The organism is Streptomyces sp. B21-105 (genome assembly GCF_036898465.1).
Lineage (GTDB): Bacteria > Actinomycetota > Actinomycetes > Streptomycetales > Streptomycetaceae > Streptomyces.
In genome coordinates this window covers 5,346,457-5,362,666 of the sequence record NZ_JARUMJ010000001.1, presented here as the reverse complement: position 1 = coordinate 5,362,666, position 16,210 = coordinate 5,346,457, and the positions used below count along the sequence as shown (strand labels likewise).

Genomic DNA, 16,210 nt, shown 5'->3' with positions numbered 1-16,210 from the left:
AGCTCTGCCTCTGGGAGTCCCGTGTACCCACACGTCGGGGTTGACACCTCGGGCCTGGCTACGCTGCGCGCAACGGTCGCTACGGTCCAGGACCTGTTGCGCGGCTTCGTCCCCACCGCGTACGCCGGCCCCGCCTTCGCCACCGCCGCTCCGGCGGGCCCCTGCTACGCACTGGCGGAAGGCAGCGCCGCGGTCGGCAGAAGAGGTCGCTCGGCCAGCGGCGCTACCAGCGGCGCGACCACCGCCCCCCGCCGACCGGCCGCCGACAGCGACAGCGCCCGGATGATGGACCTCGTCGAACGCGCTCAGGCCGGCGAGGCCGACGCCTTCGGGCGGCTGTACGACCAGTACAGCGACACCGTGTACCGCTATATCTACTACCGGGTGGGCGGCAAGGCGACCGCCGAGGACCTCACCAGCGAGACGTTCCTGCGCGCCCTGCGCCGCATCGGGACGTTCACCTGGCAGGGCCGCGACTTCGGCGCCTGGCTCGTCACCATCGCCCGCAACCTGGTCGCCGACCACTTCAAGTCGAGCCGCTTCCGGCTCGAGGTGACCACCGGCGAGATGCTCGACGCCAACGAGGTCGAGCGTTCCCCCGAGGACTCCGTCCTGGAGTCCCTGTCCAACGCCGCACTGCTGGACGCGGTGCGCAGGCTCAACCCCCAGCAGCAGGAGTGCGTGACGCTCCGGTTCCTGCAGGGCCTCTCCGTCGCCGAGACCGCTCGTGTGATGGGCAAGAACGAGGGCGCCATCAAGACCCTCCAGTACCGGGCCGTCCGCACCCTCGCCCGGCTGCTGCCGGAAGACGCCCGCTGACCGCCCCCGCCCGCAGCGCACTGTCCGCGTTCCCCAACTCACGTTCAGTGAAAGTCCGTTGCCTTCCCGATCCGATCATCCGCAGTCCGTAACCCAAGTGCCGCGCCAGTCGTTGTGCGGGATACAGGCTCCCTGTGGTCACACCCTGGCCGACCCCGATCACTCGATCGGGTGCAACCGGCGCAGGGCGTGCAACCCTCAGTACCCCAAGGGAGTCGACCGTCATGACGAGAGGAGGTGCCGCCCGTGATCGCGAACGTATCGGCGCACCGGCGGGCGAACGCCTTCGCCCAGGCCCTGGAGGAGCAGTCCGCCCAGGGCACGGCGGCCGAGCAGACCGAAGGATCACCGCCGGCGCCGGCCGCTGCGGACCAGACCGGGCGGGGCCAGCTGCTGGCCCTCGCCACGAGTCTCGCCGAGCTGCCCAAACCGGAACTCGATCCCGAGGTCAAGGTCGTCCAGCGGGCCCAGTTGGTCGCAGCGATGGAGGCCATGCTGCAGGCTGGCACCGCGGGAGGCGAGGCGGCGGACCTGTCGGTCCCCGAACAGCGGTCCCACCGGAGCAGGGGCACACACCGGGCCGGGCCGCTGGCCAAGTTCCGGCCGCGTTCCCGCCTCGCCAGAGGCCTCACCGCGGGCGGCCTCAGCGTCGGCGTCGCGGCGGGCGCCTTCGGCGGAGTCGCCGCCGCGAGCTCCGACGCCCTTCCCGGCGACGGGCTCTACGGGCTGAAGCGCGGCATCGAGGACTTCAAGCTCAACTACCTGGCCGACGGTGACGACGAACGCGGTCGCACCTACCTCGACCAGGCCTCCACCCGGCTCGGCGAGGCCCGCAGACTCATGGAACGGGGCCGCAGCGGCGACCTCGACCACGAATCCCTCGGCGAGATCCGGCGCGCCCTGAACGGCATGCAGCACGACGCGTCGGAAGGCCACCGCCTCCTCCACGAGGCATACGCACGCGACCCCGACTCGCTGGGCCCCATCCAGGCCCTCGAAGCGTTCTCCCGCTCGCACCGCGAAGCCTGGGGCGCCCTGCGCGAACGCCTCCCGGTCCAGCTCGGAGACGTCAGTCAGCAGGTGTCGTCGGTCTTCGAAGCCATAGACGACGAGGTCGCCCCGCTGCAGTCCCTGCTCCCGCAGCCCCCCGCCCCGGGCGGCGGCCGCGGCACCCGGCAGGGCACCGGGTCGGCATCCACCGGCAGCTCCTCCGACCCCGGCCGGACCACCACGCCGGGCGGCGGCAAGGACACGTCCGACGGCACCGGCGGCGACACCGGCAACCCCAGCAGGTCCGCCACCTCCGGGACCGACGACGGCCTCCTCGGCGGCAACACCGGCGGCCTCCTCGACCCCCCGAAGGACACCGGCGGCACCACCCCGACCACCGACCCGCCCCTCACCCGGCCCGACGTCACCCTCCCGCCGCTCCTCCCCGGCCTCCTCCCGGGCCTGGGCATCGACAGCGAGGACGCGGAGTAACACCACCCGCACACGGCGATGGGGGCGCCCCTTCTGAGAAGGGGCGCCCCCATCGCCGTACCGCCGCAGACCAGCCGACTGCCACCCGGCGAAACAGCGGACGAACCGGCAGCCGGACTAGAAGAACACCGACCGCCGCTGCACCAGCAGCTTGTAGAGCGTGTGCTGGATCTGTTCACGGACCTGATCCGTGAGGTTGAACATCAGCATCGGATCCTCCGCCGCCTCCGGCGGATAACCGTCCGTCGGAATCGGCTCGCCGAACTGGATCGTCCACTTCGTCGGCAGCGGGATCGCCCCCAACGGGCCCAGCCACGGGAACGTCGGCGTGAGCGGGAAGTACGGGATGCCCAGCAGCCGGGCCAGCGTCTTGGCGTTGCCGATCATCGGGTAGATCTCCTCGGCCCCGACGATCGAGCAGGGAATGATCGGAGCGCCCTTGCGCATGGCCGTCGACACGAAGCCGCCCCGGCCGAACCGCTGAAGCTTGTACCGCTCGTTGAACGGCTTCCCGATGCCCTTGAAGCCCTCCGGCATCACCCCCACCAGCTCGCCCTGGCCGAGCAGCCGTTCGGCGTCCTCCGCGCAGGCGAGGGTGTGCCCGAGCTTGCGCGCCAGCTCGTTGACGACCGGCAGCACGAAGACGAGATCGGCGGCGAGCAACCGCAGATGACGGCCCGCCGGGTGCTGGTCGTGGACGGCGACCTGCATCATCAGGCCGTCCAACGGCAGCGTCCCGGAATGGTTGGCGACGATCAGCGCCCCGCCCTCGGCCGGGATGTTCTCGACGCCCTTCACCTCGACCCGGAAGTACTTCTCGTACAGCGGCCGCAGCAGGGACATCAGGACCTGGTCGGTCAGCTCCTCGTCGTATCCGAAGTCGTCGACCTCGTAGTCGCCCGTGAGTCGCCGCCGCAGGAAGGACAACCCGCCCGCGATCCGCCGCTCCAAGCCGCCCCCGGCCTCGTCCGGCCGTTCCTCACCCGTCACAGGAACATCATCCAGCCCGGCCGCCCCGCTGTGCAGGGGCTGGACCTCACCGACCGGGCCGTTCTCACCGACCTCGCCGATTTCCCGGACCGGCGCGGGCTCGCCGTTCTTGCGCCGGCTCGCACCCCGTCGCCGGGACGGCCGCGCCACGGCGCTCCCCCGGGACCGGTCGTCGTCGAACGGAATGACCTTGGCGTCCGCCATCGTTGATGCGCTCCTCAGTTGGCGCTCTGCGTCGGGGGGGTGACCGTGGACCGGTCCGGGGCCTTAGCGCGAGTGCCCGGCAGCGGCAGCGCGGCGATCCGGTCGACCACCCCGGCGACGGCCTCCGCCGGCAGCAGCCCGGGTCCGTGGGCACGCGCGAAGTCCTCGAAGGTCTCGGCCGTCGAGTACCGGGGCGTGAACCCCAGCGTCTCGCGCATCTGGACCGTCGACACGACCCGGCCGTGGGTGAGCAGCCGGATCTGCTCCGGCGAGAAGTCCGTCATGCCCAGCGTACGCACCAGGGAGCCCGCCCAGGTGACGGCGGGCAGCAGCAGCGGCACCGTGGGCCGTCCGAGCCGCCGCGAGCACTGCGAGAGCAGCAGCACCCCGTCCCCGGCGATATTGAAGGTGCCGCTGTTGAGCGTGCCCCGCTCCGGCTCGTGCGAGGCGATGCGCAGCACCTGGATCACGTCGTCCTCGTGCGCGAACTGCAGCCGGGGGTCGTAGCCGAACACGGTGGGCAGCACGGGAAGCGCGAAGTACGAGGCGAGCGGCGTCTCGGCGGTGGGCCCGAGGATGTTGGCGAACCGCAGGACGCACACGGCGACGTCGGGCCGCCGCCGGGCGAACCCGCGGACGTACCCCTCCACCTCGACGGTGTCCTTGGCGAAACCGCCGCTCGGCAGCGCCTTGGCGGGCGTGGTCTCGGTGAACACGGCCGGGTCCCGGGACGCCGACCCGTACACGTTGGTGCTGGACTTCACCACGAGCCGCTTCACGTTCGGCGACTTCTGGCAGGCGCCGAGCAGCTGCATCGTCCCGATGACGTTGGTCTCCTTGACCGTGGTCCGGCTGCCGCTGCCCAGCGCGGTCGCCGTCACGTCCAGGTGGACGACCGTGTCGGCGCCGGTCTCGGCCAGCACCCGCGCGATGGTGGGCTGGCGGATGTCGGCCTGGATGAACTCGGCGCCCCCGAGATGATGCTCGGGCCGCACGACGTCCACGGCGACCACCCGGTCGACCTGTGGATCACGCTGGATCCGCCGCACGAAGCGGCCCCCCAGCTGACGGGCCACGCCGGTAACGAGCACGACCTTTCCCAAGATCCGCGCCTTCCTTCCGTCCTGGAACCGCCGGCTGCCGCACCGGGTTCCCGTCTGCGGGCCAACTTAGCGGGTCGGTGTCGACCTGTGACGACCGCCCGATGCGCGAAATGACGAGAACCGGGCGGTCGTACCACCACGTCGGCAATCATGCCGGTCCAGGCATCCGCACGGCGTTCAACGGACCGCACGGCGGCCGGATACACGTGTGGCCCCCCACCGACGGATCGATGGGGGGCCACACCACGCCTACGCGGCTCGCGTCGCGCGAAGCACACGGAAGAAGCAGAACGTGCCTGCTTCTCGCGCCTACTTCTTGTTGCGACGCTGAACGCGCGTGCGCTTGAGCAGCTTGCGGTGCTTCTTCTTGGCCATCCGCTTGCGCCGCTTCTTGATAACAGAGCCCACGACTACCCTCGCTCACTTCTCATCACTCGGTGCTGGGCGCCATGGGCCCATACGACCTACGAGGGGCTAGCCTACCCGCCTGAGCGCTGAGGTCGTAATCGAGGGCGGAAGGACCCGGGACGGCACTGACGGCCGGGCCCCTCACCCACGGGCCTGCCCGGCAGGCAGGCCCCCGGCCGTCAGGCGGTTTCCACCCCCACGTAGCTCTCGCGGAGGTACTCGTGAACCGCTTGCTCGGGGACGCGGAAGGACCGCCCCACCCGGATCGCGGGCAGATGACCACTGTGCACCAGCCGGTACACGGTCATCTTCGACACTCGCATCACCGAGGCGACTTCCGCCACGGTCAGGAACTGAACCTCGTTCAGAGGCCTCTCGCCAGCTGCAGCCATGACACACCTGAACCTTCCGCACTCGACTCGACGGCCACCGGCTTCCCCTTCCGGTGACTCTTCGTCGCTGCGTGCTCACTCCCCAATGTAGGGGCGGGTGATGCGAGTGGGGAAGAGGTGCACCCATCAGCGGCCTACTGTGACAGACACGCTCGATTGAGTACGTAGCGGGTCAGCGGCCTGTAGTAAGCGGACCGCACGGCGTCATCAAGCGGAACGGCCACCGATACGACCCCCTCGGCCTCCCCCACGAACAGCGCCGGGTCGTCGGTGTCGGCCAGCCCGACCGCCTCGAACCCCAGCTGACCAGCCCCGCAGACCCATCCGTGGTCCCCGATCACCAGCTCGGGCAACGGCCCGCCGGCCTCGGCCGCCGCGGCGAGCGCGACCCGAACCGGCAGCGGAGAATGACTGTGCGCACCGGTCGCACAACCGGCGCGTTCACCCTCCGCCTCCCGGACGACCCCCACCCCTCGTACGTAGTCCAGGGTGTGGCGGCGTAGACCGAACCGGGTCGTTATGTCGATACAGCGACCCCATGCCGGGCTGAGAACAACACATCCCGCCGTCTGCAAAGCGTCCGCAAGACCGGCGTAGAAACCCAGCAGCCGATGCGGATGCCCGGTGCCGATCAGCACGGCCGCACCACGCTGGGCGACCGAGGCGAGCCGCTCCGCGAACGCGTCGAGAGCGGTCAGCGTCCGCTCGGGATCGATCACATCATGCCCCGACACACATCCCGGATCGGCCGAAACCCCGCACCTGTCCGCCATCAACGCGATCAGCTCCCGCTGCCCCCAACTCCCTTCAGGATCAAGCCCGATCAGCACGCGCGGATCCCGGGCAGCGAAGAGCCGATAGCTCCGCAGACTCTCCTCCCGGGAGGTGGCGACCACACCGGCCAACCGCGCGGCGAGCAGATGCGCCCGAAGCGCCCCGGTACTCAACACCCGAGCGATGCTGACGGACGAGAACGCCCGACGGGCAGGAACCGCAGGAACACCGCACAGTCGGCGTAACCTACAAGCCCGTCCGAGGGCGCCCCCTCTGGGGGAGCTTGAGGACGAGGCCGTCCGGACCGACCGGGGGTCCAGGGGGCAGAGCCCCCTGGCGGGACGGCAGGGGCAGCGCCCCTGCCGACGGGACGGGAAGGGGCGGCGGGGGCGAAACAACCCACCCGGTCCCCGGGCACCCGGCTACGCCAGCAGCCCCCGCAACGGAAACACCGCCCGCCGAGCAGCCAGCACCGCCTGATCCAACCGATCGGCGGGGTCGTACCCCGACTCCCACCCGGCCCACCCCACAGGCCACCGCCCGTCGGTCATCCGCATCGGCCCCAACTGCCGCGTACGAGCGAAGACGTCCTGCCGCCACCCCTTGGGAATCACCGTCTCCGGCGGCACCGGCACCCCACCCGCCACCCCCACCAGATGCGCCCACGACCGCGGCACCACGTCCACCACCGCGTAACCGCCACCGCCGAGCGCCACCCACCTCCCCCCGGCGTACTCGTGCGCCAGGTCGTGGCAGGCCACCTGCACGGCCCGCTGCGCGTCGAGCGACACCGCGAGATGGGCCAGCGGATCCTCGAAGTGCGTGTCGGCCCCGTGCTGGGTCACCAGCACATCCGGCCGGAAGTCGGCGATCAGCTCCGGCACCACCGCGTGGAACGCCCGCAGCCACCCGGCGTCCCCGGTCCCGGCCGGCAGCGCGACATTCACCGCCGACCCCGGTGCCGCCTCCCCACCGGTCTCCTCCGGCCAGCCCGTCTGCGGGAACAACGTCCGCGGATGCTCGTGCAAGGAGACCGTCAGCACCCGCGGATCCTCCCAGAACGCCGCCTGGACCCCGTCCCCGTGATGCACGTCCACGTCCACGTACGCGACCCGCTGCGCCCCGAGTTCCAGCAGCCGGGCGATCGCCAGCGAGGCGTCGTTGTAGATGCAGAACCCGGACGCGCCCCCGGGCATCGCATGGTGCAGCCCGCCCGCGAAGTTCACCGCGTGCAGCGCCTCGCCCCGCCACACGGCCTCCGCCGCCCCCACGGACAGGCCGGCGATCAGCGCGGACACCTCGTGCATCCCCGCGAACGCCGGGTCGTCCATCGTCCCCAGTCCGTACGACTGGTCCGCCGCCCCCGGCTCGGCCGACGCCGCCTTCACGGCCTCGACGTAGTCCTCCCGGTGCACGAGCCGCAGCGTCGACTCCCCGGCGGGCTTCGCCGAGACGACGTCCACCTCCCGGTCCAGCCCCAGGGCCCCGACGAGTCTCCACGTCAGATCCAGCCGGACCGGATCCATCGGATGCCCGGGCCCGAAGTCATAGCCCGTTACTGCCTCGTCCCACATCAGCTGTGCGCGGCCGCTCATGCCCGCCACCGTATCGGTCCGGTTGAGCAGCGAACGAACGGGCGTACGCCAACGTCACCAGCACCAACACCATCGGCACGGCCATCGCCCCCCGATAGCTCCACGCGTCCCCCAGCGCCCCCACCAACGGCGACCCGACCAGGAACCCGACGTAGTTGAAGATGTTGAGACGGGCGATCGCCGCATCCGAGGCCCCCGGGAACAGCCGCCCCGCCGCCGCGAACGTCTGCGGCACCAGCACGCACAGGCCCAGCCCCACGAGCGTGAACCCCAGCATCCCGACCCACGCCCCGGGCGCGACGGCCACCACCGCGAACCCCGCCGCCGCCACCAGGGCCCCCAGCCGCACCACCGCCGCGGCCCCGAACCGCCGCACCCCGAAGTCCCCGATGGCCCGCCCGAGCAGCGTGGTCACCATGTAGACGTTGTAGGGGACCGTCGCCAGCTGCTCCGAACTCCCCAGCACGTCCTGCAAGTACTTCGCGCTCCAGTTGGAGACCGTCGAATCCCCGATGTAGGCGAAGCTCATCACCAGACACAGCGGCAGCAGCACCTTGAAGACGAGGCCCGCGTCGCCGCCGCTCCCCTTCCCGTCCTCCGCCACGGCTCCGGCGGCCTCCACGCCCCCGTCCACGTACCACCGGCTGCCCACCAGCGCCAACGGCAGCAGCACCGCCACCACCGGCAGATACGACACCCACAGCGCGAGGTGCCAGTGCGCCCCGGCCCAGGCCAGCGAGGCCCCCAGGATCCCGCCCAGGCTGTACACGGCATGGAAGCTGAGCATGATGCTTCGCCCGTACGTCCGCTGCAGGCTCACCCCGAGCATGTTCATCGAGGCGTCCAGCGCACCGACGGCCAACCCGAACACGGCCAGGGCGACCCCCAGCTCGGCCATCCCCCGCCCCGCCCCGACCCCGAGCAGCGCCAGCAGCACCACCGGCTGGGACCAGCGCAGCAGCCGACTGGGCGGCATCCGCTTCACCAGCCGCTCCGTCGTCACGCTGCCGACACCCGCGAGCACCGGGACGGCGGCCAGGAAGGCGGGCAACAACGCGTCAGAAACCCCGTACCTGTCCTGGATGGCCGGAATCCTGGTCACGAGCAGAGCGAAGGCGACTCCCTGCGCAAAGAAGCTGAACGCCAGAGAGGCCCTACCGCGCCGCAGTACATCCGTCATGGCGGCGAGCGTAGGGCCCCTGCGTACTCGTGGGTAGATCCAGCCAAAGATGAATTCCCTTCAGCTTTACCGGACTGCCGGTCCGGCCGGGCAATCCGACCCGTCCTACCGGGCGAGCGCCACCTCGGGCCGCACGCCCCGAACCTCCCCGCCCTCCACGCCGTCCCCCGCTTCGCCGTTCCCCGTCTCGGCGTCCGCCACGCCGGCGTCCGCGGCCTTCGCCTCGAAGGACACCATCGCCTCCATCGGCCCCGCGCCCAGCGCCCCGCCGAGCACGAACCCCAGCGCCATCCCCACGATCGCGATCACCGAGCCGAGCCACACCATCGTGTCCACCGGCACCGTGTAGGCCCCGACGACCCGCACGACGCATTCGACGAGCAGCACCGTGCCCCACACGACCGAGAAGGCCCGCTCCCGCTTGCGGAAGTCCGCTGACGCCACCGACTGCCCGCTCGTCAGCCGCTCCCATGCAGCCTCCCGGACCGCCTTCCCCTTCACCAGGAACGGCTTGAGTGCCGCGGTCATCATCGGCTTCCCCAGCATCACGGAGACCAGGATCCCGAGCCCGACCGTGCTGCTGACCCCGCTGTCCTTGGCCAGCATCAGCCGCGGGTCACCGGAGACGAAGCTGAGCACCAGTCCGACGATGTTGACGACGAGGATCAGCCCGGCAAGCCCGTTGACCGTCCGCTGCATGGCCACGCTCCACAGCGTCCGCGCGGCCGGCACCACGCTGCTCCAGGCGAGTGCGGCGAAGGTGCTCATCCCGAACGCGCCCTTGAAGAGGTAGTACGACCCGAGCGGCACCGCCACGTCCACGATGAGCGGGGCGAAGGCGTTCTGCTTCTTGTGCTGGTTCGTCGTCATGCACATAGCTTCGCCGCCGGGAGGGGTCCTCCAGTAGAAACGATCGTCCGGAGCTCGGCATGACAAATGTCAGCCCGTCCGCCGGACCGGCGTCAAACGAGCAGGTCAGCCAACTGCTGTATGTTCGCGAAGAGTTGTGTCGCCCCGGCGAGCTTGGCGGCCGGCGTCATCGCGGTGAACCCGTACACGTCCATCCCGGCCGCCCGGGCGGCCTGCACCCCCAGCGGGCTGTCCTCGACGACCACGCACCGCTCCGGAGCGACGCCCATCCGCTCGGCCGCGAAGAGGAAGAGGTCCGGAGCCGGCTTCCCCTTGCCCACGTCCTGCGAACTGAAGACACGGCTCTCGTCGAACCACCGGTCCAGCCCCGTCGTCCGATGCCCCACCCGGATCCGCTCATGACTCCCCGAGGACGCCACGCAGTACGGCACCTCGTCCGCCGCCAGCTTCTCCAACACGGCCACGACGCCCGGGACGGGCCGCAGCTCCCGCTCGAAGGCGTCGAATACCCGCCGGTGGAAGACGTCGTCGAATTCGGCCGGCAGCCGCTCTCCTGTCCGCTCCAGGACCAGGTCGTGGATGCGGTGCATCGCCGACCCCATGTAGTCACGGATGGAGTCCTCGTAGCTGGTCGGATGCCCCAGCTCGGTCAGATAGCCGGCCAGCAGGCGGTTGGAGATCGGCTCACTGTCCACGAGGACACCGTCGTTGTCGAAGACCACCAAGTCGTAGCGCATATTCCGACCCTAAACGCAGAAAACCCCCGTGCCGAATGGCACGGGGGTTTTCGCAATGATTGTTCGGCGGTGTCCTACTCTCCCACAGGGTCCCCCCTGCAGTACCATCGGCGCTGTAAGGCTTAGCTTCCGGGTTCGGAATGTAACCGGGCGTTTCCCTCACGCTATGACCACCGAAACACTATGAAACTGTTCAGCCGCACCACACCGTGACCATGGCATGGGGCTGTTCGTGGTTTCAGAACCAACACAGTGGACGCGAGCAACTGAGGACAAGCCCTCGGCCTATTAGTACCAGTCAGCTTCACCCATTACTGGGCTTCCACATCCGGCCTATCAACCCAGTCGTCTACTGGGAGCCTTACCCCATCAAGTGGGTGGGAATACTCATCTCGAAGCAGGCTTCCCGCTTAGATGCTTTCAGCGGTTATCCCTCCCGAACGTAGCCAACCAGCCATGCCCTTGGCAGAACAACTGGCACACCAGAGGTTCGTCCGTCCCGGTCCTCTCGTACTAGGGACAGCCCTTCTCAATATTCCTGCGCGCGCAGCGGATAGGGACCGAACTGTCTCACGACGTTCTAAACCCAGCTCGCGTACCGCTTTAATGGGCGAACAGCCCAACCCTTGGGACCGACTCCAGCCCCAGGATGCGACGAGCCGACATCGAGGTGCCAAACCATCCCGTCGATATGGACTCTTGGGGAAGATCAGCCTGTTATCCCCGGGGTACCTTTTATCCGTTGAGCGACGGCGCTTCCACAAGCCACCGCCGGATCACTAGTCCCGACTTTCGTCCCTGCTCGACCCGTCGGTCTCACAGTCAAGCTCCCTTGTGCACTTACACTCAACACCTGATTGCCAACCAGGCTGAGGGAACCTTTGGGCGCCTCCGTTACTCTTTAGGAGGCAACCGCCCCAGTTAAACTACCCATCAGACACTGTCCCTGATCCGGATCACGGACCCAGGTTAGACATCCAGCACGACCAGACTGGTATTTCAACGACGACTCCACCCGAACTGGCGTCCGAGCTTCACAGTCTCCCAGCTATCCTACACAAGCCGAACCGAACACCAATATCAAACTGTAGTAAAGGTCCCGGGGTCTTTCCGTCCTGCTGCGCGAAACGAGCATCTTTACTCGTAGTGCAATTTCACCGGGCCTATGGTTGAGACAGTCGAGAAGTCGTTACGCCATTCGTGCAGGTCGGAACTTACCCGACAAGGAATTTCGCTACCTTAGGATGGTTATAGTTACCACCGCCGTTTACTGGCGCTTAAGTTCTCAGCTTCGCCACCCCGAAGAGTGACTAACCGGTCCCCTTAACGTTCCAGCACCGGGCAGGCGTCAGTCCGTATACATCGCCTTACGGCTTCGCACGGACCTGTGTTTTTAGTAAACAGTCGCTTCTCGCTGGTCTCTGCGGCCACCCCCAGCTCGAGGAGCAAGTCCTCTCACCAAGCGTGGCCCCCCTTCTCCCGAAGTTACGGGGGCATTTTGCCGAGTTCCTTAACCATAGTTCACCCGAACGCCTCGGTATTCTCTACCTGACCACCTGAGTCGGTTTAGGGTACGGGCCGCCATGAAACTCGCTAGAGGCTTTTCTCGACAGCATAGGATCATCCACTTCGCCACAATCGGCTCGGCATCAGGTCTCAGACTATGTGGTGTGCGGATTTGCCTACACACCGTCCTACACCCTTACCCCGGGACAACCACCGCCCGGGATGGACTACCTTCCTGCGTCACCCCATCACTCACCTACTACAAGTCTGGTCCGTCGGCTCCACCACTTTCCATTCCCCGAAGGGTCCGGAACGGCTTCACGGACTTAGCATCGCCTGGTTCGATGTTTGACGCTTCACAGCGGGTACCGGAATATCAACCGGTTATCCATCGACTACGCCTGTCGGCCTCGCCTTAGGTCCCGACTTACCCTGGGCAGATCAGCTTGACCCAGGAACCCTTAGTCAATCGGCGCACACGTTTCTCACGTGTGTATCGCTACTCATGCCTGCATTCTCACTCGTGAACCGTCCACAACTACCTTCCGGTGCTGCTTCACCCGGCACACGACGCTCCCCTACCCATCACAGCGGGCGTTGGCCCTCATGCTGCAATGACACGACTTCGGCGGTACGCTTGAGCCCCGCTACATTGTCGGCGCGGAATCACTAGACCAGTGAGCTATTACGCACTCTTTCAAGGGTGGCTGCTTCTAAGCCAACCTCCTGGTTGTCTCTGCGACTCCACATCCTTTCCCACTTAGCGTACGCTTAGGGGCCTTAGTCGATGCTCTGGGCTGTTTCCCTCTCGACCATGGAGCTTATCCCCCACAGTCTCACTGCCGCGCTCTCACTTACCGGCATTCGGAGTTTGGCTAAGGTCAGTAACCCGGTAGGGCCCATCGCCTATCCAGTGCTCTACCTCCGGCAAGAAACACACGACGCTGCACCTAAATGCATTTCGGGGAGAACCAGCTATCACGGAGTTTGATTGGCCTTTCACCCCTAACCACAGGTCATCCCCCAGGTTTTCAACCCTGGTGGGTTCGGTCCTCCACGAAGTCTTACCTCCGCTTCAACCTGCCCATGGCTAGATCACTCCGCTTCGGGTCTTGAGCGTGCTACTGAAACGCCCTGTTCGGACTCGCTTTCGCTACGGCTACCCCACTCGGGTTAACCTCGCAACACACCGCAAACTCGCAGGCTCATTCTTCAAAAGGCACGCAGTCACGAGACGCCAAGCAAGCTTGACGTCCGACGCTCCCACGGCTTGTAGGCACACGGTTTCAGGTACTATTTCACTCCGCTCCCGCGGTACTTTTCACCATTCCCTCACGGTACTATCCGCTATCGGTCACCAGGGAATATTTAGGCTTAGCGGGTGGTCCCGCCAGATTCACACGGGATTTCTCGGGCCCCGTGCTACTTGGGTGTCTCTCAAACGAGCCGTTGATGTTTCGACTACGGGGGTCTTACCCTCTACGCCGGACCTTTCGCATGTCCTTCGCCTACATCAACGGTTTCTGACTCGCCTCACAGCCGGCAGACTGTGAAAGAGAGATCCCACAACCCCGTATGCGCAACCCCTGCCGGGTCTCACACGCATACGGTTTGGCCTCATCCGGTTTCGCTCGCCACTACTCCCGGAATCACGGTTGTTTTCTCTTCCTGCGGGTACTGAGATGTTTCACTTCCCCGCGTTCCCTCCACATACCCTATGTGTTCAGGTATGGGTGACAGCCCATGACGACTGCCGGGTTTCCCCATTCGGAAACCCCCGGATCAAAGCCTGGTTGACGGCTCCCCGGGGACTATCGTGGCCTCCCACGTCCTTCATCGGTTCCTGGTGCCAAGGCATCCACCGTGCGCCCTTAAAAACTTGGCCACAGATGCTCGCGTCCACTGTGCAGTTCTCAAACAACGACCAGCCACCCATCACCCCCAACCTGAGCTGGAGTTCACTGGGGCCGGCATCAGAAGGACGACCTTGACGGCCATACCCTCAGACACCCAACAGCGTGCCCGACCCGATCCCGCCCGGAGATCATGCTTTCCACGCTCCGAAGAGCAGTACTCGCAAGCCTCCGACCCGGAAACCGGACCGAATAATCAACGTTCCACCCATGAGCAACCAGCATCGGACGTTCGCCGATGAACTGGCCTCTGACCTCACCCCTAAGGGATCGGTGAGAAGTGCTCCTTAGAAAGGAGGTGATCCAGCCGCACCTTCCGGTACGGCTACCTTGTTACGACTTCGTCCCAATCGCCAGTCCCACCTTCGACAGCTCCCTCCCACAAGGGGTTGGGCCACCGGCTTCGGGTGTTACCGACTTTCGTGACGTGACGGGCGGTGTGTACAAGGCCCGGGAACGTATTCACCGCAGCAATGCTGATCTGCGATTACTAGCAACTCCGACTTCATGGGGTCGAGTTGCAGACCCCAATCCGAACTGAGACCGGCTTTTTGAGATTCGCTCCACCTCACGGCTTCGCAGCTCTTTGTACCGGCCATTGTAGCACGTGTGCAGCCCAAGACATAAGGGGCATGATGACTTGACGTCGTCCCCACCTTCCTCCGAGTTGACCCCGGCAGTCTCCTGTGAGTCCCCATCACCCCGAAGGGCATGCTGGCAACACAGAACAAGGGTTGCGCTCGTTGCGGGACTTAACCCAACATCTCACGACACGAGCTGACGACAGCCATGCACCACCTGTACACCGACCACAAGGGGGCGACCATCTCTGGCCGTTTCCGGTGTATGTCAAGCCTTGGTAAGGTTCTTCGCGTTGCGTCGAATTAAGCCACATGCTCCGCTGCTTGTGCGGGCCCCCGTCAATTCCTTTGAGTTTTAGCCTTGCGGCCGTACTCCCCAGGCGGGGAACTTAATGCGTTAGCTGCGGCACCGACGACGTGGAATGTCGCCAACACCTAGTTCCCACCGTTTACGGCGTGGACTACCAGGGTATCTAATCCTGTTCGCTCCCCACGCTTTCGCTCCTCAGCGTCAGTAATGGCCCAGAGATCCGCCTTCGCCACCGGTGTTCCTCCTGATATCTGCGCATTTCACCGCTACACCAGGAATTCCGATCTCCCCTACCACACTCTAGTCTGCCCGTATCGAATGCAGACCCGGGGTTAAGCCCCGGGCTTTCACATCCGACGCGACAGACCGCCTACGAGCTCTTTACGCCCAATAATTCCGGACAACGCTTGCGCCCTACGTATTACCGCGGCTGCTGGCACGTAGTTAGCCGGCGCTTCTTCTGCAGGTACCGTCACTTTCGCTTCTTCCCTGCTGAAAGAGGTTTACAACCCGAAGGCCGTCATCCCTCACGCGGCGTCGCTGCATCAGGCTTTCGCCCATTGTGCAATATTCCCCACTGCTGCCTCCCGTAGGAGTCTGGGCCGTGTCTCAGTCCCAGTGTGGCCGGTCGCCCTCTCAGGCCGGCTACCCGTCGTCGCCTTGGTGAGCCGTTACCTCACCAACAAGCTGATAGGCCGCGGGCTCATCCTTCACCGCCGGAGCTTTCAACCCCCACCCATGCGAGTGGAAGTGGTATCCGGTATTAGACCCCGTTTCCAGGGCTTGTCCCAGAGTGAAGGGCAGATTGCCCACGTGTTACTCACCCGTTCGCCACTAATCCCCACCGAAGTGGTTCATCGTTCGACTTGCATGTGTTAAGCACGCCGCCAGCGTTCGTCCTGAGCCAGGATCAAACTCTCCGTGAATGTTTTCCCGTGATCGGGATCGCACACACGAGAGCGGAACGTCGAGCGGAATAAGCCCGGCGTTCACAACGTCCTCGCTGTGTTTGTTTCAAAGGAACCTCATCCTCGGCTATCACTGCCGGGGACGGGGTATCAACATATCTGGCGTTGATTTTTGGCACGCTGTTGAGTTCTCAAGGAACGGACGCTTCCTTCGTACTCACCCTCTCGGGCTTTCCTCCGGGCAGTTTCCCTTCGGTCTTGCGTTTCCGACTCTATCAGACCGTTTCCCGATCCGATTTCCTCGGTGCTTTCCAGGTTCCCCGCTTATCTCGCGGTTTCCCTTTCCGGCGGTTCCGACTCTACCAGACCCTTTCGGCCCTGATTCCCGGTCAGCGGGAGTCGTCTTCGCGACTGTTGGGTCGTTCCGACGAGTGAGAC

Annotated in this window: 11 protein-coding genes and 3 rRNA genes; 2 read left to right on the top strand and 12 right to left on the bottom strand. The window is 66.1% G+C overall.

Going from position 1 to position 16,210, the window contains the following annotated elements; all coding sequences use genetic code 11:
• Positions 1-21: 21 nt before the first annotated feature.
• Together QA802_RS24200 and QA802_RS24195 are read left to right on the top strand one after the other, a co-directional pair.
• On the top strand, positions 22-819 hold the full coding sequence (locus tag QA802_RS24200; RefSeq protein ID WP_334526416.1) for an ECF subfamily RNA polymerase sigma factor, BldN family: 798 nt from the start codon (positions 22-24) through the stop codon (positions 817-819).
• A gap of 246 nt (positions 820-1,065) precedes the next feature.
• Positions 1,066-2,301: a DUF5667 domain-containing protein gene (locus QA802_RS24195; RefSeq protein ID WP_334526414.1), complete on the top strand. Its 1,236-nt coding sequence runs from the start codon at positions 1,066-1,068 to the stop codon at positions 2,299-2,301.
• Positions 2,302-2,418: 117 nt separating this feature from the next.
• Here QA802_RS24195 and QA802_RS24190 read toward each other — a convergent pair whose 3' ends face one another.
• From QA802_RS24190 to QA802_RS24135, 12 genes are all read right to left on the bottom strand, one after another.
• Positions 2,419-3,495 (bottom strand): lysophospholipid acyltransferase family protein, encoded by a 1,077-nt coding sequence (locus tag QA802_RS24190; RefSeq protein WP_334526411.1) that lies wholly within the window; start codon positions 3,493-3,495, stop codon positions 2,419-2,421.
• Positions 3,496-3,509: 14 nt separating this feature from the next.
• Positions 3,510-4,598, bottom strand: coding sequence for an NAD-dependent epimerase/dehydratase family protein (locus QA802_RS24185; protein ID WP_334526408.1), 1,089 nt, complete (start codon positions 4,596-4,598; stop codon positions 3,510-3,512).
• Positions 4,599-4,907: 309 nt separating this feature from the next.
• Positions 4,908-5,006, bottom strand: a complete 99-nt coding sequence (locus QA802_RS24180) for a 30S ribosomal protein bS22 (RefSeq protein WP_003948845.1) — start codon at positions 5,004-5,006, stop codon at positions 4,908-4,910.
• Positions 5,007-5,185: 179 nt separating this feature from the next.
• Positions 5,186-5,398 carry a helix-turn-helix domain-containing protein gene (locus tag QA802_RS24175; protein ID WP_004984898.1) on the bottom strand — a complete coding sequence of 71 codons (213 nt, stop codon included), beginning with the start codon at positions 5,396-5,398 and terminating at the stop codon, positions 5,186-5,188.
• Positions 5,399-5,532: 134 nt separating this feature from the next.
• Complete coding sequence (locus QA802_RS24170; protein ID WP_319172146.1) at positions 5,533-6,348, bottom strand: phosphatase; 816 nt, start codon at positions 6,346-6,348, stop codon at positions 5,533-5,535.
• Positions 6,349-6,594: 246 nt separating this feature from the next.
• A complete protein-coding gene (locus QA802_RS24165; RefSeq protein WP_334526403.1) occupies positions 6,595-7,767 on the bottom strand; it encodes an acetoin utilization protein AcuC in 1,173 nt (390 codons plus the stop codon).
• Positions 7,718-8,947 carry an MFS transporter gene (locus tag QA802_RS24160; RefSeq protein WP_334526400.1) on the bottom strand — a complete coding sequence of 410 codons (1,230 nt, stop codon included), beginning with the start codon at positions 8,945-8,947 and terminating at the stop codon, positions 7,718-7,720. Before QA802_RS24160 ends, QA802_RS24165 begins: the two co-directional genes overlap by 50 nt.
• A 105-nt stretch (positions 8,948-9,052) precedes the next feature.
• A complete protein-coding gene (locus QA802_RS24155; protein WP_443042175.1) occupies positions 9,053-9,817 on the bottom strand; it encodes a VC0807 family protein in 765 nt (254 codons plus the stop codon).
• Between the two features lie 92 nt (positions 9,818-9,909).
• Positions 9,910-10,554, bottom strand: coding sequence for an HAD family hydrolase (locus QA802_RS24150; protein ID WP_334526394.1), 645 nt, complete (start codon positions 10,552-10,554; stop codon positions 9,910-9,912).
• Positions 10,555-10,615: 61 nt separating this feature from the next.
• Positions 10,616-10,732 (bottom strand): 5S ribosomal RNA (gene rrf / locus QA802_RS24145).
• A gap of 90 nt (positions 10,733-10,822) precedes the next feature.
• Positions 10,823-13,945 (bottom strand): 23S ribosomal RNA (locus QA802_RS24140).
• Between the two features lie 319 nt (positions 13,946-14,264).
• Positions 14,265-15,790: ribosomal RNA gene (locus QA802_RS24135) — 16S ribosomal RNA — on the bottom strand.
• The 16S, 23S and 5S rRNA genes sit together here, the layout of an rRNA operon.
• Positions 15,791-16,210 lie beyond the last annotated feature (420 nt).

Excerpts from the sequence above, each read along its gene's own strand:
- QA802_RS24150 (WP_334526394.1), bottom strand. The coding sequence starts at position 10,554 with ATGCGCTACGACTTGGTGGTCTTCGACAACGACGGTGTCCTCGTGGAC.
- QA802_RS24160 (WP_334526400.1), bottom strand. The coding sequence starts at position 8,947 with ATGACGGATGTACTGCGGCGCGGTAGGGCCTCTCTGGCGTTCAGCTTC.
- QA802_RS24155 (WP_443042175.1), bottom strand. The coding sequence starts at position 9,817 with ATGACGACGAACCAGCACAAGAAGCAGAACGCCTTCGCCCCGCTCATC.
- QA802_RS24175 (WP_004984898.1), bottom strand. The coding sequence starts at position 5,398 with ATGGCTGCAGCTGGCGAGAGGCCTCTGAACGAGGTTCAGTTCCTGACC.
- QA802_RS24165 (WP_334526403.1), bottom strand. The coding sequence starts at position 7,767 with ATGAGCGGCCGCGCACAGCTGATGTGGGACGAGGCAGTAACGGGCTAT.
- QA802_RS24190 (WP_334526411.1), bottom strand. The coding sequence starts at position 3,495 with ATGGCGGACGCCAAGGTCATTCCGTTCGACGACGACCGGTCCCGGGGG.